Raw genomic sequence first — 18,245 nt, forward strand, 5'->3', positions numbered from 1 at the left:
GGCATGCGTCGCGGGTTGCGGCAAGGAGGTGTGTGATGGCGGTGAGCTTTCCTGGAGGTCCGGCGCCAGCGCCGGGGGCGGATGATCCGCTGGCGTTGCTGTCGGCCTGCCATGGCCGCATCGCGCGGCAATGCGCCACCTTGATGCGGCTGGCGGCGCATCTGCCCGTGCATGGCAGCGATGCCGCGGCGCAGACTGCGGCCGCCGCCGTGATCCGCTATTTCGACACGGCCGCCGCGCACCACCACGAAGATGAGGAAGAAGATCTTTTTCCGGCCTTGCTCGAATCCATGGCGGGGTCCGATGCGGGCTGCCTGCACGCGTTGGTGAAGGGGCTGCTGGCCGATCATCGGCGCCTGGCGGCATTGTGGTCGCCGCTGCGGCAGGGGTTGTCCGAAGTCGCCGCAGGGCGGCCCTGGGCTCTGCCGCCGGCGCAGGCGGAAGCGTTCACCGAGGCCTATGCGGCGCATATCCGGCGCGAAGAGGACGAACTGCTGCCGATGGCGGCGCGGCTGATTTCGGATGACGCCCTGACTGACATCGGGCTGGCGATGAAGGCGCGGCGCGGGGGCGATGCGAGTTGAATGGCCGCCGGCATGCCGGCCGCAAGTAGCGGGCGGGAGGCGCGTTGCGCCGGTCCGGGCGAGCGATTACGCTAGGCGACCTTGTTCCGCGCGCAGAACCGCCCGGGCCAGGAAATCTAAAAAAGGGGAAAGGGACAGGATGACGCAGGGGGCAAGAAATCTGGCGGGCCGCATGTTTGGCTCATGGGTGGACGATGTCAACAAGTTGACGTTGCGCGCCGACTTGTCGGCCGGCCTGCTTGGGGCGCTGCTGGTGTTGCCGCAAGGCGTGGCGTTCGCCATGCTGGCCGGACTGCCCGCGGAATACGGCCTGTACTCCGCCATCGTGCCCTGTATCGTGGCGGCCCTGTTCGGGTCCAGCCGACATGTCATGTCGGGCCCGACCAACGCCAATTCGCTGGCGCTGTTCGCCGTGCTGACCCCGTTGGCCGCCGCGGGCAGCCCTGCTTATATACAGTTGGCGCTGGCGGTGACGGTGTTGGTCGGCGTCATGCAATGGCTGGTGGGCGTGCTGCGCCTGGGTTCGCTGGCGCATTTCATCTCACCGTCGGCCCTGTTCGGTTTCACCAGCGGCGCGGCGCTGCTGATTGCGGTGCATGCCTTGAAGGATGCGCTGGGCTTGCCGTCGCCGGCCTCGCATGGGGCCGGCGCGCTGCTGGTCAGCGTCGGTACGCATATCGGCGACGTGCATCAGGGCGCCGTGCTGGTGACACTGGTCACGCTGGGCGTGGCATTGCTGGTGCGCCGGCTGGACAAGCGCAAGCCCTACATGCTGCTGGGATTGGTGGCGGGGGCGCTGGCGGCGGCCGCTTTCAACAAGTGGGCCGTGGCGCCCGGCGGAACGCCGGTGTCGGTTGTTGGCGCCATCGCCCAGCCTTGGCCGCCGTTCCATGTGCCCAGCGTGGACTGGCGCACGCTGCCCGATCTGCTCAGCCTGGCGTTCGCGTTGACGATCGTGGCGTTGGCGCAATCGATCTCCATCGCCAAGGCGGTCGCGACGCGCTCGGGCCAGCGCATCGACGCCAACCGGGAATTCACGGGGCAGGGGTTGTCGAACATCGTGGGCGGCTTTTTCTCTTGCTATCTGTCTTGCGGATCGCTGAACCGGTCCGTGCCCAATTTCGAGGCGGGCGCGAAGACGCCGCTGGCCGCCGTCTTCTCCGCGGTGCTGCTGGTGGTGCTGGTGGCCTTGTCGGCGCCGTTGCTGGCGATGATTCCCAACGCGGCGATCTCGGGCTTGTTGTTGCTAGTGGCGTGGACGTTGCTGGATATTCCGCGTTGGCGCCAGTTGATCCGCATGCAGCCGGGCGAATGCGCCATTGCCGGCGCCACGCTGGCCGCCACGGTCACCATCCGCATGGAAGTGGCGATTCTGCTGGGGACGGTGTTGTCGCTGATGGCGTATCTGCATCGCACGTCGCGGCCGGCAATGCGCACGATGGGCTTCGATTCCCGAGGGCTGGACCGGCGCTTCGTCGTGCTGGAACATCAAGAGGACGCGCTGCCGGAGTGTCCGCAATTGAAGCTGCTGCGGATGGAAGGCTCGATTTACTTCGGCGCGGCGGCCCATGTGGCCCAGCGGCTGCACGAGTTGCGGGCGGCCCCCGATGCGCCGCGCCATCTGCTGGTGATGGCCAAGAGCATGAACTTCATTGATCTGGCCGGCGCGCAGGTATGGGAAGACGAACTGGCCGCGCGGCGCGCGATGGGCGGCGACTTGTATTTCCACCGGCCGCGGCCGGAAGTGCTGGACATGTGGCGCCGCACGGGCTTTCTGAATCGTCTGGGCGAGGACCACATTTTTCCGGACAAGGCCACGGCGCTGCACACCATCTATGCCAAGCTGGACCCTGGCATCTGTGCGGGTTGCAAGGCCCGGATTTTCTGGGAATGCCAGCCGCAGAGCCCGCAAAGCGAGCACTGACCGCGTTGCGCGGATCCGCTCGATTCAGCGGACTCCGCGTGGCGTCATCAACCCCTCAGGGGGCTTCCGTGCCCAGGTAGGCCGCGCGGACCCGCGGGTCCGCCGCGATGGCGGCGGGTTCGCCTTCCGCCAGCAGGGCGCCGCGCACCAGGACGGCGATGCGGTCGGCATGTTTGAACACCACGTCCAGGCTGTGCTCGGTGAACAGCACCGCGATGCGTTGCGTGTCGGCAAGTTGGCGCGTCAACCGCATCAGCGCGTGTCGCTCGTTGGTGGCCATGCCGGCCGTGGGTTCGTCCATCAGCAGCAGGCGCGGCTGGTGCGCCAGCGCCATCGCCAATTCGACCCGTTTGACGTCGCCGTATGCCAACGTGCCGCAGGCGGCATCCGCCTTGTCCGCCATTTGCACTTGCGACAGCAGGGCCATGGCTTCGTCGGCGGCGTGGCGGTTGGCGCGACGCCACGGATTGAACAGGAGTCGGTCGCGCGACAGCAGGGCGGTCTGCACATTTTCGAGTACGGTCATCGAGCGGAAGGTCGCGGCGGTCTGGAAAGTGCGGCCTACGCCCAACCGGCAGATCTTGCCGGCGGACAGGCCCACCAGTTCGCGGCCATCCAGCCGTACCGAGCCGGCGTCCGGGCGCAGTTGCCCCCCCAACACGTTGAAGCAGGTGGACTTGCCTGCGCCATTCGGGCCAATCAGTGCCAGCATCCTGCCGGCTTCCAGCGTGAACGACACGCCGGCCAGCGCATTGATGCCGCCGAACGATTTACGCAGCGCCTCGACTTGCAGCAAGGGAAGAGGCGGGGTCATGCGCGCCTCCTTTGCAGCCGCGCGGCGGCGCCGGCCAGACCTTCCGGAAACGCCAGGACCAGCGCCAGGATGGCCACGCCCAGCACGGCGTGCCAATACTCGGTGCTGCGCGCCGCCGCGTCTTGCAGCCAGGTGTAGGCAGCGGCGCCTGCGAGGGGGCCGGCCAGCGTCTGCAGGCCGCCCAGCAGCACCATGACCAGCCCGTCCACCGAACGGCTGACGGCCAGCACGTCGGGCGCGATGCTGCCTTTGGAAAACGCGTACAGCGAACCTGCCAGCCCCGCGGCGAAGGACGCGGCGACAAAGCCCGCCCACTGCACGCGCCGGGTCTCCATGCCCAGCGCTTCGGCGCGCATGGCGGAGTCGCGCACCCCGCGCAGGGCATAACCCAGCGGCGAAAACGCCAGGCGCCGCAGCCAGGCGATACCCGCCGCGCACAGGACCAGCGTTGCGTAATAGAACCACGGGCCTTGCGCCAGCCAGGACGAAGGCCACAAGCCGATCAGGCCGTTGCTGCCGCCGGTCACGTCGTCCCATTGGTAGGCGAGTGCCCACAGGATCTGCGCCACGGCCAGCGTCAGCATCGCCAGGTACACGCCGGACAGGCGCACGCAGAACCAGCCGAACAACAGTGCGCCGAAGGCGGCGGCGAAGGGGCCCAGCAGCAAGGCGGCCTCCATCGGCACGGCGGCCAGTTTCAACAGCAGCGCGGCGCCGTAGGCACCCAGGCCGAACCAGGCGGCATGGCCAAAAGAGGTCATGCCGGCAAGACCGGTCAGAAAATGCAGGCTGGCGGCGAACAGCGCGGCGATCAGGATCTCGGTCATCAGGATGCCCAGATACGGCCAGTGCAGCGCGGCGACGGGCACCAGCGCCAATAGAACCAGCAGCAGGCCGTAGGCCAGGCGCAACTTTTTTCCGGCAGGCGCGATGGGGCGTTCCGGCGCACCCGCGTGCGAGGCGGGCGCGGGGGCTTTGCCCAGCAGGCCCCACGGCCGCACCACCAGCACCACGGCCATCACGGCAAATTCGGCCAGCAGCGTCAGCTTCGACAGATTGAACATCCACGGGCCGATCTGGACCTGCCCCAGGAAGACGAACACGGCTTTGACAGAGCAGATAAGCAGGGCGGCCAGGAAGGCGCCGGGTATCGAGCCCAGGCCGCCTACCACCACCACCACGAAGGCGCTGGCAATGATTTCCAGGTCCAGGCCCAGGGTGGCCGGCACCCGGGGGGCGGCCAAGGCGCCGCCCAGGCCCGCCAGGAATGCTCCCAGCGTGAACGCGGACGTGAACAGCCAGGCCTGGTTCACGCCCAGCGCGGCCAGCATGCTGCGATTTTCAGACGCCGCGCGCAGCAGACGTCCCCAGCGCGTGCGCATCAGCAGCAGCCACAGCAGACCCAGCACCACGGGACCGGCCGCGATCAGCAACAGGTCGTATTGCGGATAGCGGCGCCCCAGGATCTGCACCGCGCCGGACAGGCCAGGCGCGCGCGCGGCGAACAAGTCTTCCGGGCCCCAGATGGCCAGCGCGGCGTCGCCGATGATGAGCACCAGCGCGAACGTGGCCAGCAATTGGAACAGCTCGGGCGCCTGGTACAGGCGCTTTAGCACCAACCATTCGGCGGCGGCGCCGATCAGGCCGGTGGCCAGCGCGGCCAGCAGCAAACCGGCCCAGTAACCGACGCCGTCGCCGAAATACGTGGTGAAGGTCCATGCCAGGTAGATACCCAGCATGTAGAACGACCCATGCGCGAAGTTGACCACGCGGGTCACGCCGAAGATCAGCGACAGGCCCGCAGCGACCAGAAACAAGGCGCTGGCGTCGGCCAGGCCGTTGAGCAGCTGCGACAGCAGCCCCGACAGGCTCATCAGTGCGCCGGACGCATCTTGCGGACCTGTTCGTCGGGGGGCTGCAAACGCGCGCCGTCGATGTAGGCGAAGTCCTTCATGACGCCCTTGCCGTCTTCCACGGCGGTGACGCCCACGTAGACGCCCATCGTCGACTGGTGGTCGATCTTGCGGTATTGGATCTGCCCGTAGGGCGTGTCCACCTTCAGGCCCGCGAACGCGTCGACGAGCTTTTCGGTGTCGACCGCGCCGGCGGCCTTCAATCCTTGGGCGATCGACATCAGCGACGCGTATCCCACCACCGAGCCCACTTTGGGCGTTTCGTTGTAGCGCTTCTTGTAGGCGTCGACAAAGGCGTTGTTGGCCGGCGTGTCGATGGCGTACCAGGGGTAGCCGGTGACGATCCAGCCCGTCGGCGTGTCGGCGCCCAGCGGTTCCAGGTATTCCGGTTCGCCCGACAGCACGGACACGACCGCGCGGTTCTCGAACAGGCCGCGCGTATTGCCTTCGCGGACGAAACGGGTCAGGTCGGCGGCGAACAGCACGTTGAAGATGGCGTCCGGCTTGGCGTCGGCCAAGGCCTGCACGACGGCGCCGGCGTCCACCTTGCCAAGCGGCACGGCCTGTTCGGCCACGAATTCCACGTCGGACTGGAAGGACTTCATCATGGCCTTGAAGGTGGCCACGGCGGATTGTCCGTACTCATAGTTGGGGTAGACGATGGCCCAGCGTTTCTTGCGCAAGGCCAGTGCCTTGGGCGCCAGCGCCGCGACGTGCATCCAGGTGGAGGGACGCAGTCGGTAGGTGTAGCGGTTGCCTTCCTGCCAGGTGATCTTGTCGGTCAGGGGCTCGGCCGCCAGGAAGAACACTTGTTGCTGCTTGGCGAAGTCGGTCAGGGCCAGTCCGGTATTGGAAAGGAAGCCGCCGAACAGCAGTTCCACTTTCTCGCGCGCCAGCAGTTCCTGGGCGGCACGCACCGAATCGCCAGGGTTGCCGTTGTCGTCGCGCGAGATGACCTCCAGCTTCCTTCCCAGCACACCGCCTTCGGCGTTGACCTGCTCCAGCGCCAGCTGCCAGCCTTTCTTGTACGGGCCCAGGAAGGCGGGGATGGCCTTGTAGCTGTTGATTTCGCCAATGCGTATCGGCGGCTCTTTGTCTTTGGCGACGGCAACGGTGACCGGAGTCAGCGCCAGGGCCAGGAGTGCGGGCGCGAATGCGCGGCGCAGCAGGGTAAGGCTGGGACGAAGCATGGCAGGGGTATCGCAGGCAAGAGGGATCGGGCGTCGCCGCGCGGCACGGGGCACTGCGGGTTGCGGCCAATTGAAACACGCGCCTTTGCTGCGCGGCAATAGACGGTTCCCCTCCCGGGGCGGGCCTGCGATGACGGCCCCATGCAAAAAGCCCTGCAAGGCAGGGCTTTTTGGGACTCACCAGAATACCGGCTGAATTACTTCAGCTTGGTTTCCTTGTAGTCAACGTGCTTGCGAGCGACCGGATCAAATTTCTTGATCAGCATCTTTTCGGGCATGTTGCGCTTGTTCTTGGTGGTCGTGTAGAAATGACCCGTGCCGGCAGTCGACTCGAGCTTGATCTTTTCGCGGATACCTTTGGCCATGTCGTGCTCCTAGTATGGTGATTGTAGGGGGCGCCGATTAGGCGGCTTCGCCACGGGCACGCATGTCGGCCAGGACGGCGTCGATGCCGTTCTTGTCGATCGTGCGGATGGCCTTGGCCGAAACACGCAGACGGACCCAGCGGTTTTCGCTTTCAACCCAGAACCGGCGCGATTGCAGGTTCGGCAGGAAGCGACGCTTGGTCTTGTTGTTTGCGTGCGAAACATTGTTGCCCACCATCGGGCCTTTGCCGGTCACTTGGCATACGCGTGCCATGGATGCACCTCTTTATGTCGTTCTTTTCGCGCATCGCTTGGGGGGTAGACAGGGTTTTAGCCGCCGGGCTGTGTGGGAAAGCGCAATGTGTTGCCTTTGCGCTGCCTTTGCCGGCCACCCAGTCTTAGTGGATGAGGGGGATCGGATCCGCCCGTGCTTATACCCGCTGCCTGCCACCCGCTGAAATCCCTGCTTGGAATTCTTGCCGAATTCCTGGGCTGGATTCCTCAACGCTACGCGGTTGGGGTCAGAGTGCTGCACTACAAAGCATAGTAAGTCCAGCACGGGAAACTTCATGTGAAGACGTAGATTCTAATACGAAAAAGCCAAATAAATCAAGCGGCCACGCTTATGCCGTGTGCGAGCGCGCCACACGGCCCGATATCCAGGATAGGCAGGCGCAAGTGGCCAGCGTCGTCGTCAGGGGCAGGGCGCTGTCCGTCTGCCAGGCGCTGACGGCAAATCCGGCCAACGCGCCGCAGGACAATTGCAGCGTCCCCAATAAGGCCGAGGCCGCCCCCAGGCGCTTGCCCTGATCCGATAGCGCCAACGCCGCCGAGTTCGGGTTCACGAAGCCCTGGCTGCCCATGTAGCCGATCAGGCACAGCATCAGCAGCGGCAGCGTCATCCACCCAGCCAGCGTTAGCGCCACGGCCGCGAGGCTTGCGATAGCCAGCGAGGTAAGGGCCTTGCGTTGCAGTTGGCGCGGCTGGTAGGTGCGCAGCAGGCGGGCGCTGATCTGCGAACAGATGATGAGCGACAGCGCATTGGTGCCGAAGAGCAGGCCATAGTATTGGGGCGGCACGCCGTAGAGTTCGATGAAGACGCGCGGCGATCCGATGATGTAGGCGAACATGCCGGCCTGGCCGAAGCCGCCCGCGAGGCTGTGCGCCATGAAGCCGCGATGCGCGAAAAGGTCGCGGTAGTTGCGCAGGATGGTGCTCCAGCGCAGCGGCACGGCGCGCTCGGGCGCCAGCGATTCCTTCATGATCTTCGCCACCGCCAGCATCAACATGGCGCCGCCGGCCAGCATGATCCAGAACAGGCTGCGCCAGGAAGCAATGGCCAGCAACTGACCACCGGCAAGCGGCGCCAGAATCGGGGCCAGGCCCATGATCAGCATCAGCAGCGACATCGCGCGTGCCGCCTCATGGGTTTCGTAGTGGTCGCGGATGACTGCGCGAGGGATCACGATGCCGGCTGCGCCGCCCATCGCCTGCACGACGCGCCAGCCGGTCAGGGCTTCGACGGAGCCCGACAGGGCGCAGCCCAGCGATGCCACCATGAAGAGCGCCAGGCCCACCATCAACGGCGGCTTGCGGCCGAAGCGGTCGGCCATGGGACCGTAGAACACCTGCGCCAGCGCCAGTCCGATCAGGTAGGCCGCCAGCGTGCGTTCGACGTCGCCGCGCGGCACGCCCAGGTTCGCCGCTATCGTCGGGAACGCGGGCAAATACATGTCGATGGCGAAGGGGCCGATCGCCGTCAGCGCGCCCATGAGAATGAGCCAACCAGGCAGGCTGCTGCGGGAAAGGGGTGTTGGGGGCATGGTGGTCGCGGTAAAACGCAGAGACAGGGCGCGCGTGCTTTTTTTGCAGGTTTTGCGCCAAGCCAGCGACTGTATCACGGGTAAGCTGACATGCCGATTTCAGCTATTTTCCGATACAGTCGTGAGCGTCCGTAGCGTATCCAGAGGAGAAGCCGTGAATCCTTTGTTGTCTGTCGTGGAACGCAAGCTTGAGGCTTTGCCCGTCCCTGTCCAACTTGTGCTGCCGGACGGCGCCGTGCTGGGGCCGCCTGATCCGCGCGTGCGCTTCGTGACGCACGATAAGGCGGCGCTGGCCCACTTGGCCGAAGGCGCCGTGGGCGTGCTGGGGCAGGATTATGTGGAAGGCCGCATCGATATCGAAGGCAATATGCGCGATGTGATGGCCGCCGCCTCGGCGTTGCTTCCGGGCTCGCCGGTCGATGCGGCGCGGGGCGGCTGGCTGACGGAGCTGGTTCGCAAAGTGGTGTCGGTGTGGCGCCATTCGGTGGAGCGCGATGCCAAGCAGATCGAATTCCATTACGACCTGTCCGACGACTTCTACGCCCTGTGGCTGGACCCGCGCCGCGTCTATTCCTGCGCCTACTACCGCACGCCCGACATGACCCTGGCCCAGGCCCAGGAAGCCAAGCTTGACCACATCTGCCGCAAGTTGCGATTGCAGCCCGGCGAGCGCTTTCTGGACGTGGGGGCCGGCTGGGGCGGACTGCTGCTATGGGCCGCCGAAAATTACGGCGTGGACGCCACCGGCATCACGCTGTCGCGCAACCAGCACGCGCACGTCACGAAGCTCATCCAGGAAAAAGGCCTGGGCGGCCGGGTCCGCATGGAATTGCTGGACTACCGCAAGCTGGACGAATCCGCGCAGTACGACAAGATTGCGTCGGTGGGCATGTTCGAACATGTGGGCCGCGCGCAACTGGAAGGCTATTTCGCCAAGCTGCGCCGCCTGCTCAAGCCGGGCGGCCTGATCATGAACCACGGCATCACCGCGGCCGGGGTCTATAACCCCGAGCTGGGCAACGGCATGGGCGAATTCATCGAGAAGTACATTTTCCCCGGCGGCGAACTGACCCATATCAGCGTCGTCATGGAAGCCATGACCAACGGCGGACTGGAAGAGGTGGACGTGGAGAACCTGCGGCCCCATTACGCGCGCACCTTGTGGGCGTGGAGCGACGCGCTGGAAGCACGATTGCCCGAAGCCGCGCAAGTGCTGGGCGGGGAGCACGGCGCGCGGTCGCTGCGGGCATACCGTTTGTACCTGGCCGGCTGCGCCATGGCGTTCGAGCACGGCTGGATTGCCCTGCACCAGATCCTGGGCCAGCCGCCTGCCACGGGCCGGTCCGACGAACTGGACAACCCTGCGGACCTTTCATACCCCTGGCGGCGCGACTATATGTATGACGGCGGCCGCAATAGCTGAATTCCAGCTGAATTCATGCCTTTTTCGGGCCGGAAAGCGGACTTTCCGGCCCGTCTGAAACCGCTAGACTGTACTAATAAGAATAAGATATTTACTAAATGTATCGGCGTTCGGAAGGCGATATTTCCCAGGGAAAATTAATAATTCGCCTCTGGTCGATCGGGGTTATCCCGTGGCTTTTTTGGCCGTTATGTATCTGTTTTATTCACGCCTGGGGTTGGGCGCCGCAGCAATTTCGTTTAAGATGCTGCCTTCTTCGTTCAGTTTGTTCACTTTCTGCGGGTTTTCAAAAACGCCGTTTTTGAAGCTCCTGTCTTGCAAGATTCCGCACCGCTTGCGGATACTCTTGTCGCTAGTGTCGGTTTGTATTGGCGGTTCTGCCCGTCTTCCGCACAACCCCCTTAGCTCCATGGCACTACCAGGCCAAGCCCGGCGTGTGTCCCTGAACCTATGGAGGCAAAAGCCCAATGCGTTTTACCCCTGTCAAGACCCTGGCCGCCGCGGCCGTCCTGTTTGCGTTTGCCGGTGCGGCCCAAGCCGCCGACGCGCCGCAATGCGAAATCAAGCGCCCGGTCAATTTCGGCGCCATGAACTGGGAATCCAACCTGGTTCTGGTGGATGTCGAACGTTTCATCATGGAAAAGGGCTACGGTTGCAAAACCGAAACCCTGCCGACGGAAACCCTGCCCGCCCTGGCCGCGCTTGAGCGCGGCGACCTGGATATCAATACCGAAATCTGGCTGAACAGCGTGGCCGACCCTTGGGACCGCGCCGAAAAGACCGGAAAGGTCAAGCGCATCGGCGATCTCTACATGGGCGCCGAGGGCTGGTACATCCCCCGCTACACGGCCGAACGCCTGCCCGAACTGAAGGCCGCAGCCGATCTTCCGAAGTTCAAGGACCAGTTCAAGGACCCCGAAGAGCCCGGCAAGGGCCGCTTCTACGGCTGCCCGGCGGGTTGGGGTTGCGAAGTCACCAGCAACAACCTGTTCCATGCCCTGAAGCTGGACGACACCTACACGCTGTACTCGCCCGGCACGGGCGCGGCGCAGAAAGCGGCGCTGATGTCGGCGTATAAGCGCAAGCAGAACGTTGTCTTCTACTACTGGTCGCCCACGCCGCTCGTCGGCGCGATGGACCTGGTCAAGCTGGACATGCCGCCCTATGACGCCGAAAAGCACAAGTGCCTGACGTCGTCCAAGTGCGCCAAGCCCGAGGCCAGCGCCTACCCCGACAATCCCGTCTTCACCGCGGTGAACACCAAGTTCTCCGAAGAAGCGCCCACGCTGACCGCCTTCCTGGCCAAGGTGTCGGTGCCGTTGCCGGTGATCAATGAAACGCTGGCCCACATGGAAGAGTCTGGCGACGATTCCAGCACCGTGGCCAAGTGGTTCCTGAAGAACAAGCCCGACGTCTGGACCAAGTGGGTCCCCGCCGACGTCGCCGGGCGCGTCCAAAGCGCGCTGTAATACATCGTGGTGCAGGCCTCGCGCCGCTTCGGCGCGTGCCGGCCCGGCCTGCCGGAAATGCTCCGGCTTGTCGGGCCGCCTCAAGGGAAAAAGCCCCGTGGCGGGCAAGTTGCCCTGGGCTTTTTCCCCTGGGATGGCTGTTTGCCGGACGCCCGCGTCCGGATGCAAGCCGTTGGCGCCGCCCGTCCCGCCGTCTGTTTCCGTCTTGGAAACCACTTGGCTGCGGAACATCCGGTCTATCCGAACCTCCGGCGGCGACTGCCACCGTAAGCGCCCCAGAATGGAGTCGAAACAATGTTTCCTGAAATTATTCCCGCCCGTCAGGTAAGGGCGGCGATCGACGGGTTCGTCGATCACCTGGTCACCAATTACGCGGACACGCTCGAGACCCTGTCTCAGCCCGTCCTGCACGCCCTGGTGTGGCTTGAACAAGTGTTGCGCAGCTCGCCCTGGTGGGCGGTGGTCGCCGTGACCGTGGCCATCGCGTGGGGCGTCAGCCGCCGCATCGGCCTGAGCCTGGCGATGGGCGCGCTGCTGTGCGTGATCGGCGTGCTGGGCCTGTGGGACGCCGGCATGCAGACGCTGGCGTTGATGATCATGGCGGCCGGCCTGTCGGTGCTGATCGGCATTCCGTTGGGCGTGCTGATGGCGCGGGTGAACTGGCTGCGTTCCATCATGCTGCCGGTGCTGGACGTGATGCAGACCATGCCCAGCTTCGTCTACCTGATTCCGGTCGTGATGCTGTTTGGCCTGGGCAAGATTCCCGCCATCATCGCCACGGTGATCTACGCCGTGCCGCCGCTGATCCGCCTGACCGATCTGGGCATCCGCCTGGTCGACCGCGAAGTGCTGGAAGCGTCGCGCGCATTCGGTGCGAATCCGCGCCAGCAATTGTTCGGCGTGCAACTGCCGCTGGCCTTGCCCAACATCATGGCGGGCATCAACCAGACCACGATGATGGCGCTGTCGATGGTGGTGATCGCGTCGATGATCGGCGCGCGCGGCCTGGGCTATGAAGTGTTGCTGGGGATTAACCGTCTGGAAGTGGGCCGCGGCCTGCTGGCAGGCTTGGGGATCGTGGTGCTGGCCGTGCTGTTCGACCGGATCACGCAATCGTATGGACAGCGCATGCGCATGGGAGGCCAGCGATGAGCAAGATCGAGGTCAAGAACATCTACAAGGTCTTCGGTTCGCATCCGAAGAAATGGCTGCAAGCCGCCCAGAACGGCATGAGCAAGGAACAGTTGCTGGCCGAAAGCGGCCACACGCTGGGCCTGCGCGACATCAGCCTGTCCATCGAAGAGGGCAGCATCTACGTCATCATGGGCTTGTCGGGGTCCGGTAAGTCGACGTTGATCCGCCACTTCAACCGTTTGATCGAGCCCAGCGCGGGCCACATCCTGGTGGACGGCGTGGACGTGGTCAGCCTGAACAAGCGCGACCTGGAAGTCTTCCGCCAAAAGAAGATGAGCATGGTGTTCCAGCGCTTCGGCCTGTTCCCGCACCGCACGGTGCTGGACAACGCCGCGTACGGCTTGACCGTGCAGGGCGTGGGCAAGGCGGAACGCGAGAAGCGTGCCCGCGACTGGCTGGAACAAGTGGGTTTGGCCGGCTTTGAAAACCAGTACCCGCACCAGCTGTCTGGCGGCATGCAGCAGCGCGTGGGCCTGGCGCGCGCGCTGGCCACCGACGCCGAAATTCTGCTGATGGATGAAGCGTTCTCGGCATTGGACCCGCTGATCCGCCGCGAGATGCAGGACCAGCTGTTGCAGCTGCAAGCCAAGCTGAACAAGACCATCGTGTTCATCACGCACGATCTGGACGAGGCCCTGCGCCTGGGCAACCGCATCGCCATCCTGAAAGACGGCGAACTGGTGCAGGAAGGCACGCCGGAAGACATTCTGCTGAATCCGGCCAATGACTATGTGCAGTCGTTCCTGCAGGACGTGAACCGCACCAAGGTGCTCAACGCCACGCACGCCGTGAATCCGGCACGCCTGACGCTGACGATGCGCTCGCGCCCGGCGCATGCGCTGGATCGCATGCGGGCGATGGACTACGAGTACGCGCCGGTGCTGGACGGCAAGCGCCTGGCCGGCGTGCTGACGGCCAAGGCGGCCGAGGAAGCCATCCAGCACGGCGCGCGCGACGTGTCGCGCTTCGTCGAAGACCTGGCCTCGGTGCCGGCCACGGCGGGCTTGGGTGAAGTGCTGGCACAACTGGTGCACAGCGACCAGCCGGTCGCCGTCACGGGCGAGGACGACGAGTTCCTGGGCATGCTGTCGCGCAAGAAGGTCGTGGAACTGGTGACGCCGGCGCTGGCCGAAACGGCGCCGTCGCCCGAAGGCGCCGCTGGCGAACTGGAAGCCCAGCCCGCCCCCGCGCACCGGGGCGAAGCGGCCTGACCGCTTTGCCGCTTTCTCAGGCGTTCGGCGCCTGCACTTTGCCCGCCTGCAATGGCTTGCGCGCGGGCAAAGTCGCTATATGATGGCTGGCCGGTCATTTCGGCCGGATTCCCGCTATTCGAAAAATCGGAAGCCGTCATGCCAATTTTGAATGTCCAGATCCTGCAAGGCCACTCGGCCGCCCAGAAGGCCGCGCTGTTGAAGGCCGTGTCCAACGCCGTGGTGGAGAGCATCGCCGCGCCGCTGCCCAGCGTGCGCATCGTGCTGCAGGAAGTGCCTGCCGAAAACGTGATCGTGGCCGGTGAAATCGGCAAGCGCATGGTGCGCGTGGATGCGGCGCTGATCGAAGGCCGCGACGAAGCCAAGAAAGCCGCGCTGATCGCCGCGGTGAATCAGGCCGTGTGCTCCAGCATCGATATCTCTGGCGAAGACGTGCGGGTGCTGATCCGCGACGTTCCCAAAGTCGACATGGGCGTGGCCAACGGCATCAGCGCCAAGGCCGCCGGCCGCTGAACGCGGCGGCCAGGGCTCTAGCTCGTTTTCGTCAGTCCAGCTTCACGTTGGCGTCCTTCACGACCTCGCCCCAACGCTTGATCTCGCTCTGGATGTAGGCCCCGTATTCCTGCGGTGTTGATCCCAGTGCCTGCGCGCCTTGCGCTTTGAGTTGTTTTTGCATCTCGGGCGATTGCAGCGCGCGCAGGATTTCGGTGTTCAACCGCTTGATCACCGGCGCCGGCGTGCCGGCCGGGGCCACCACGCCTTGCCATGCGCCCATCTCGAAGCCCGGAGCGACCGTTTCGGCCACCGTCGGAACATCGGGTAACTGGGCGCTGCGGGCGGCGCTGGTGACGGCCAGCGCGCGCAACTTGCCTTCGCGGATGAAACCGAGCGAGTCATTCAGCGTGTTGGTCATCATCTGCACCTGTCCGCCGACCAGGTCCGTCATGGCGGGCGCACTGCCGCGGTAGGGCACGTGCACCGCGTCGATGTCCAGCGAACGCAACAGCAGCAGCGCGCCCAGGTGCGTGACATTCCCCGCGCCCGCCGAACCATAGGAAAGCTTGCCGGGATGCCGGCGCGCGTAGTCGGCGAACGCCTGGGCGCTGTCCGCGGGCACGGACGGATGCACCAGCAGCACCAGCGGGATGACCGCCGTGCTGGACACCGGGGTGAAATCCTTGACCGGATCGAATGCCAGTGATCGGTAGAGGTTCGGGCTGAGCGCAATGGACGACGTGTTGTACAGCACGGTGTAGCCATCGGGCTTGGCGGCCGCTGCATATTGCATGCCGATGTTGCCGTTGGCGCCGCCCTTGTTCTCTACCAATACGGTCTGGCCCAGCTGCTCGGTCAATTGTTTGGCCAGTACCCTGGCCACCAGGTCGGTCGGACCACCGGGCGGGAAGGGCACCACCATCGTGATGGGGCGTTCGGGCCATGCCGCGCGTGCGCCAGTGGCGCCTCCCAGCGCCAGGATGGCCAGGCCGGCCGCAAGCAATGCTCTTTTCATGGTTTGTCTCCTTGTGTCTTATCGGTGGCGTATTGCCGCCGGGTGGCAGCGCCCTCGTTGCGGGGCGCTTTGTTGCCTGGTGCGGATTCAGTCCGGCCGGCCGGCCAGCATGCGCGTGGCCGTGTAGGCCATCACGGACGTGCCGTGCTGGTTGCGGACGTCGATGGCGGACGTGACCACCGCCCGGTTGTGCTGCGAGGTCGGGCGTATTCCCGTCACCTCGATTTCGGCCCAGACGGTGTCGCCCGCCACAACGGGCGCCAGCATCTTTTTGTGGACTTCCAATAGCGCCAGGCCAGTGCCCTGGACCATGCCTTGCATGATCAGCCCTTCGATCAGGCCATAGGTCAACCCGCCGGGGGCGGGGCGGCCCGGTATCGCGCCGTGCGCGTAGGTGGCGTCGATGAAGATCGTTTCCAACATGCCGGTGACGCTGATGAAATTCACGATGTCGGTCTCGGTCACCGTGCGGCGGAACGTATGGAAGCGCTGGCCCACGGCCAGGTCTTGCCAGTAATAGCCCTGGCCGAGTTGCGCGATGGGGGCGGCGTTGCGGTCTGTGGTCATGCGGGGTCCTTGCGGTTGTCGAGGTGCGGAGAAGGCGCCACCCGGGCCGCGCCGGTATCCAGCAGCGCGGCGATCCGGGCCTCATCCAGGCCGGCCTGGCGCAGCACGTCCAGGGTGTGTTCGCCCAGGCGCGGCGGTATGGCGGCGGGTACATGGGAATGCTGCAGGCGTACGGGGTTGCGTGGAAAGCGGTAGTGGCTGCCCGATGCGCTTTCCAGGGCCGTGAAGAACTCCACGCTGCGAAGGTGCGGGTCGGCCTCCAGATCCTGCAGGCGGTTGATCGGCGCGGCAGGAATCTCCAGCCGTTCGCACAGGGCCAGCCAGTAAGCGGTGCCTTGCCGGATGACGATGTCCGCCAGCGATTCGTAGAGCGTCCCGATATGCGCCGTCCGGGCGGAAATGTCGGAAAAACGCGGGTCGTCCGCCAGGTCGGGGCGGTCGGCGGCAAGGAAGAAGTTGCGCCAGTGGGTGTCGGTATAGGGCATCAGGCACACATGGCCGTCGGCCGTCTGGCAGGGCCTGCGCCAGGAAGTGAGCGCGCGCGGGTAGCCGGCTTCGCCCGGTTCGTCGGCCAGGTGCCTGCCGTAGTAATGCTCCACCAGCACATAGGACGCCATGCTTTCGAACATGGGGACTTCCAGTTGCTGGCCGCGCCCTGTGCGATCGCGCTGGAACAACGCGGCCAGGATTGCATGCGCGGCAATCAGGCCGCAGGTCTTGTCCGCGGCCACAGTGGGCAGGTAGCGCGGCGTGCCGGTCTGGCGGTCGACCAGATCGGCCACGCCGGACAGACCCTGGATGATGTCGTCATAGGCCGGGCGGCCATCGTAGGCGCCGCCCGCGCCGAAGCCGTACAGGCCGGCATACACCAGCCGCGGATTGCGCGCGCACAGCGTGTCGGGATCCAGCCCCAGCGCGGCCATCTTGGCGGGACGCATGCTGTGCATCAACACATCGGCCTGATCCACCATCGTCAGCAGCGCCTGCCGCGCCGCCGCCTGCTTCAGATCCAGCACGATGCTGCGCTTGTTGCGGTTCAGGCCCAGGAAAATGGCCGCCATGCCCGGCTCTTGCGAAGGCCCGGTGCGCCGCGTCGAATCGCCGTCGGGCGATTCGATCTTGATGACGTCCGCGCCGTAGTCGGCAAGTATCTGCGAGGCATAGGGGCCGAACACGACGGACGTCAGGTCCAGGATGCGCACGCCGTCCAGCGCGCTGGCGGAAGAGTGGGGGAAGGATGTCATGGGGAAATCCTATCGACGTGTCAGATATCCGTCTAATATGGCTTCGGTATCAAGCGATACGGAATCTGTTATGGCTATTGATCTACGGCACCTTCGGCAATTCGTGACCATTGCCGAACTGGGCAGCTACCGGCGCGCCGCCGACACGCTGCATATCGCGCAGCCGGCGCTGTCGGTGTCGATCCAGAAACTGGAGCATGCCGTGGGCGTGCCGCTGCTGGTTCGCGGCGCCAAAGGCGTCACCACGACGCCCGCCGGAGACGCCTTGATGGCCGACGCCCGCCGCGCGCTGTTTCATGCCGAGCAGGCCCGACAGGCCGCGCGTCGGGTCGCGCTGGGCGAATGGGGCACGTTGCGGCTGGGTTTCGTGGGTTCAGCCACGTACATGCTGCTGCCCCGCTGCCTGCCGGCCTTCCGCGCGCAGTACCCCGACGTGCAACTGGACCTGCGCGAGGACAGCACGGTGGGGCTGGTGGCAATGCTGCGCGCCAATGAAATCGATGCGGGCCTGGTGCGGGGGCCATTGGCGGAAGACGCGATGCTGGACTCCTGGGTGGTCGAGCGCGACGATCTGATGCTGGCCGTGCCCGCGCGGCATGCGCTGGCCGGTAGCGGCCCGGTCGCTCTGGAACGTGTGCGCTCCGAGAGCTTCGTGCTGTATTCGCCCGCCAAGGTGCCCGGCTTGAATGGCGTGACGCTGGCGCTGTGCCACAAGGCGGGATTCTCGCCGCGTATCAGCCAGGAAGCCATCCAGGTGCAGACCTTGGTCAGCCTGGTGGCCAGCGGCATGGGGCTGGCGCTGGTGCCGGGGGTGACGCGCGCCTATTCCACGCCGCACGTGGCCTTCGTGCCCTTGACTGATACCGATGCGCGCGGCGCGCTGTCCTTGTCGCTGGTGACGCATCGCGACACCTCGTGCGCGTCGGCGTTGAGGCTGCGCGACAGCATGCTGGCGCTTGCGGCCGACTGAACGGCGGCGGGCGGCGGGCGGCGGGCGGCGAGCCCGATTCCGCC

The 18,245-nt window shown here is 65.4% G+C and carries 17 protein-coding genes; 8 read left to right on the plus strand and 9 right to left on the minus strand.

Features of this window, described 5'->3' with window-relative positions; genetic code table 11:
• The first annotated feature begins 35 nt into the window (after window positions 1-35).
• The gene (locus CQ050_RS16000) at window positions 36-584 is read left to right on the plus strand and encodes a hemerythrin domain-containing protein (protein WP_105557823.1); all 549 of its coding nucleotides are present in this window, start codon (window positions 36-38) and stop codon (window positions 582-584) included.
• 172 nt (window positions 585-756) lie between these two features.
• The gene (locus CQ050_RS16005) at window positions 757-2,508 is read left to right on the plus strand and encodes a SulP family inorganic anion transporter (RefSeq protein ID WP_105557958.1); all 1,752 of its coding nucleotides are present in this window, start codon (window positions 757-759) and stop codon (window positions 2,506-2,508) included.
• A 55-nt stretch (window positions 2,509-2,563) separates the two neighbouring features.
• On the opposite strand, the gene CQ050_RS16010 is transcribed toward CQ050_RS16005, so the two are convergent.
• The 6 genes from CQ050_RS16010 to CQ050_RS16035 all read right to left on the minus strand — a co-directional run bounded on the left by CQ050_RS16010 (window position 2,564) and on the right by CQ050_RS16035 (window position 8,562).
• On the minus strand, window positions 2,564-3,322 hold the full coding sequence (locus tag CQ050_RS16010; protein WP_105557824.1) for an ABC transporter ATP-binding protein: 759 nt from the start codon (window positions 3,320-3,322) through the stop codon (window positions 2,564-2,566).
• Window positions 3,319-5,196: an ABC transporter permease gene (locus tag CQ050_RS16015; protein ID WP_105557825.1), complete on the minus strand. Its 1,878-nt coding sequence runs from the start codon at window positions 5,194-5,196 to the stop codon at window positions 3,319-3,321. The genes CQ050_RS16010 and CQ050_RS16015 overlap by 4 nt, the downstream gene beginning before the upstream one ends.
• Window positions 5,196-6,425: an ABC transporter substrate-binding protein gene (locus CQ050_RS16020; protein WP_105557826.1), complete on the minus strand. Its 1,230-nt coding sequence runs from the start codon at window positions 6,423-6,425 to the stop codon at window positions 5,196-5,198. Before CQ050_RS16020 ends, CQ050_RS16015 begins: the two co-directional genes overlap by 1 nt.
• Before the next feature lie 197 nt (window positions 6,426-6,622).
• On the minus strand, window positions 6,623-6,790 hold the full coding sequence (gene rpmG / locus CQ050_RS16025) for a 50S ribosomal protein L33 (RefSeq protein WP_003810296.1): 168 nt from the start codon (window positions 6,788-6,790) through the stop codon (window positions 6,623-6,625).
• Between the two features lie 37 nt (window positions 6,791-6,827).
• Window positions 6,828-7,064 (minus strand): 50S ribosomal protein L28, encoded by a 237-nt coding sequence (gene rpmB, locus CQ050_RS16030; protein ID WP_054427120.1) that lies wholly within the window; start codon window positions 7,062-7,064, stop codon window positions 6,828-6,830.
• A gap of 349 nt (window positions 7,065-7,413) precedes the next feature.
• Window positions 7,414-8,562, minus strand: a complete 1,149-nt coding sequence (locus CQ050_RS16035) for a Bcr/CflA family multidrug efflux MFS transporter (RefSeq protein ID WP_105557827.1) — start codon at window positions 8,560-8,562, stop codon at window positions 7,414-7,416.
• 205 nt (window positions 8,563-8,767) lie between these two features.
• On the opposite strand from CQ050_RS16035, the gene CQ050_RS16040 reads away from it, so the two are divergent.
• From CQ050_RS16040 to CQ050_RS16060, 5 genes are all read left to right on the plus strand, one after another.
• Window positions 8,768-10,036, plus strand: a complete 1,269-nt coding sequence (locus tag CQ050_RS16040) for a class I SAM-dependent methyltransferase (RefSeq protein ID WP_105557828.1) — start codon at window positions 8,768-8,770, stop codon at window positions 10,034-10,036.
• A gap of 467 nt (window positions 10,037-10,503) precedes the next feature.
• Entirely contained in the window at window positions 10,504-11,505 is a 1,002-nt protein-coding gene (locus tag CQ050_RS16045; RefSeq protein WP_105557829.1) for an ABC transporter substrate-binding protein, read from the plus strand.
• A gap of 294 nt (window positions 11,506-11,799) precedes the next feature.
• Window positions 11,800-12,657 carry a proline/glycine betaine ABC transporter permease gene (locus CQ050_RS16050; protein ID WP_105557830.1) on the plus strand — a complete coding sequence of 286 codons (858 nt, stop codon included), beginning with the start codon at window positions 11,800-11,802 and terminating at the stop codon, window positions 12,655-12,657.
• Entirely contained in the window at window positions 12,654-13,910 is a 1,257-nt protein-coding gene (locus CQ050_RS16055; RefSeq protein ID WP_105557831.1) for a glycine betaine/L-proline ABC transporter ATP-binding protein, read from the plus strand. The genes CQ050_RS16050 and CQ050_RS16055 overlap by 4 nt, the downstream gene beginning before the upstream one ends.
• A gap of 138 nt (window positions 13,911-14,048) precedes the next feature.
• Entirely contained in the window at window positions 14,049-14,423 is a 375-nt protein-coding gene (locus CQ050_RS16060; protein WP_105557959.1) for a tautomerase family protein, read from the plus strand.
• Between the two features lie 31 nt (window positions 14,424-14,454).
• On the opposite strand, the gene CQ050_RS16065 is transcribed toward CQ050_RS16060, so the two are convergent.
• The 3 genes from CQ050_RS16065 to CQ050_RS16075 form a co-directional block, all read right to left on the minus strand.
• Window positions 14,455-15,420 carry a tripartite tricarboxylate transporter substrate binding protein gene (locus tag CQ050_RS16065; protein WP_105557832.1) on the minus strand — a complete coding sequence of 322 codons (966 nt, stop codon included), beginning with the start codon at window positions 15,418-15,420 and terminating at the stop codon, window positions 14,455-14,457.
• Window positions 15,421-15,507: 87 nt separating this feature from the next.
• On the minus strand, window positions 15,508-15,987 hold the full coding sequence (locus tag CQ050_RS16070) for a MaoC family dehydratase (protein WP_105557833.1): 480 nt from the start codon (window positions 15,985-15,987) through the stop codon (window positions 15,508-15,510).
• Complete coding sequence (locus CQ050_RS16075) at window positions 15,984-17,231, minus strand: CaiB/BaiF CoA-transferase family protein (protein ID WP_105557834.1); 1,248 nt, start codon at window positions 17,229-17,231, stop codon at window positions 15,984-15,986. Before CQ050_RS16075 ends, CQ050_RS16070 begins: the two co-directional genes overlap by 4 nt.
• Before the next feature lie 70 nt (window positions 17,232-17,301).
• Here CQ050_RS16075 and CQ050_RS16080 point away from each other — a divergent pair, with 70 nt between their 5' ends.
• The gene (locus CQ050_RS16080) at window positions 17,302-18,201 is read left to right on the plus strand and encodes a LysR family transcriptional regulator (protein WP_233214095.1); all 900 of its coding nucleotides are present in this window, start codon (window positions 17,302-17,304) and stop codon (window positions 18,199-18,201) included.
• Window positions 18,202-18,245 lie beyond the last annotated feature (44 nt).

This window comes from Achromobacter sp. MYb9, from assembly GCF_002975275.1.
In the GTDB taxonomy this organism is placed as follows: domain Bacteria; phylum Pseudomonadota; class Gammaproteobacteria; order Burkholderiales; family Burkholderiaceae_B; genus Achromobacter.

Bases quoted from the DNA above. Each gene is read 5' to 3' on its own strand.
- CQ050_RS16055 (WP_105557831.1), top strand. From the start codon at position 12,654: ATGAGCAAGATCGAGGTCAAGAACATCTACAAGGTCTTCGGTTCGCAT.
- CQ050_RS16010 (WP_105557824.1), bottom strand. From the start codon at position 3,322: ATGACCCCGCCTCTTCCCTTGCTGCAAGTCGAGGCGCTGCGTAAATCG.
- CQ050_RS16035 (WP_105557827.1), bottom strand. From the start codon at position 8,562: ATGGGCGCGCTGACGGCGATCGGCCCCTTCGCCATCGACATGTATTTG.
- CQ050_RS16070 (WP_105557833.1), bottom strand. From the start codon at position 15,987: ATGACCACAGACCGCAACGCCGCCCCCATCGCGCAACTCGGCCAGGGC.
- rpmG (WP_003810296.1), bottom strand. From the start codon at position 6,790: ATGGCCAAAGGTATCCGCGAAAAGATCAAGCTCGAGTCGACTGCCGGC.
- CQ050_RS16000 (WP_105557823.1), top strand. From the start codon at position 36: ATGGCGGTGAGCTTTCCTGGAGGTCCGGCGCCAGCGCCGGGGGCGGAT.
- CQ050_RS16050 (WP_105557830.1), top strand. From the start codon at position 11,800: ATGTTTCCTGAAATTATTCCCGCCCGTCAGGTAAGGGCGGCGATCGAC.
- CQ050_RS16075 (WP_105557834.1), bottom strand. From the start codon at position 17,231: ATGACATCCTTCCCCCACTCTTCCGCCAGCGCGCTGGACGGCGTGCGC.
- CQ050_RS16080 (WP_233214095.1), top strand. From the start codon at position 17,302: ATGGCTATTGATCTACGGCACCTTCGGCAATTCGTGACCATTGCCGAA.
- CQ050_RS16060 (WP_105557959.1), top strand. From the start codon at position 14,049: ATGCCAATTTTGAATGTCCAGATCCTGCAAGGCCACTCGGCCGCCCAG.
- CQ050_RS16045 (WP_105557829.1), top strand. From the start codon at position 10,504: ATGCGTTTTACCCCTGTCAAGACCCTGGCCGCCGCGGCCGTCCTGTTT.
- CQ050_RS16015 (WP_105557825.1), bottom strand. From the start codon at position 5,196: ATGAGCCTGTCGGGGCTGCTGTCGCAGCTGCTCAACGGCCTGGCCGAC.
- CQ050_RS16065 (WP_105557832.1), bottom strand. From the start codon at position 15,420: ATGAAAAGAGCATTGCTTGCGGCCGGCCTGGCCATCCTGGCGCTGGGA.
- CQ050_RS16005 (WP_105557958.1), top strand. From the start codon at position 757: ATGTTTGGCTCATGGGTGGACGATGTCAACAAGTTGACGTTGCGCGCC.
- rpmB (WP_054427120.1), bottom strand. From the start codon at position 7,064: ATGGCACGCGTATGCCAAGTGACCGGCAAAGGCCCGATGGTGGGCAAC.
- CQ050_RS16020 (WP_105557826.1), bottom strand. From the start codon at position 6,425: ATGCTTCGTCCCAGCCTTACCCTGCTGCGCCGCGCATTCGCGCCCGCA.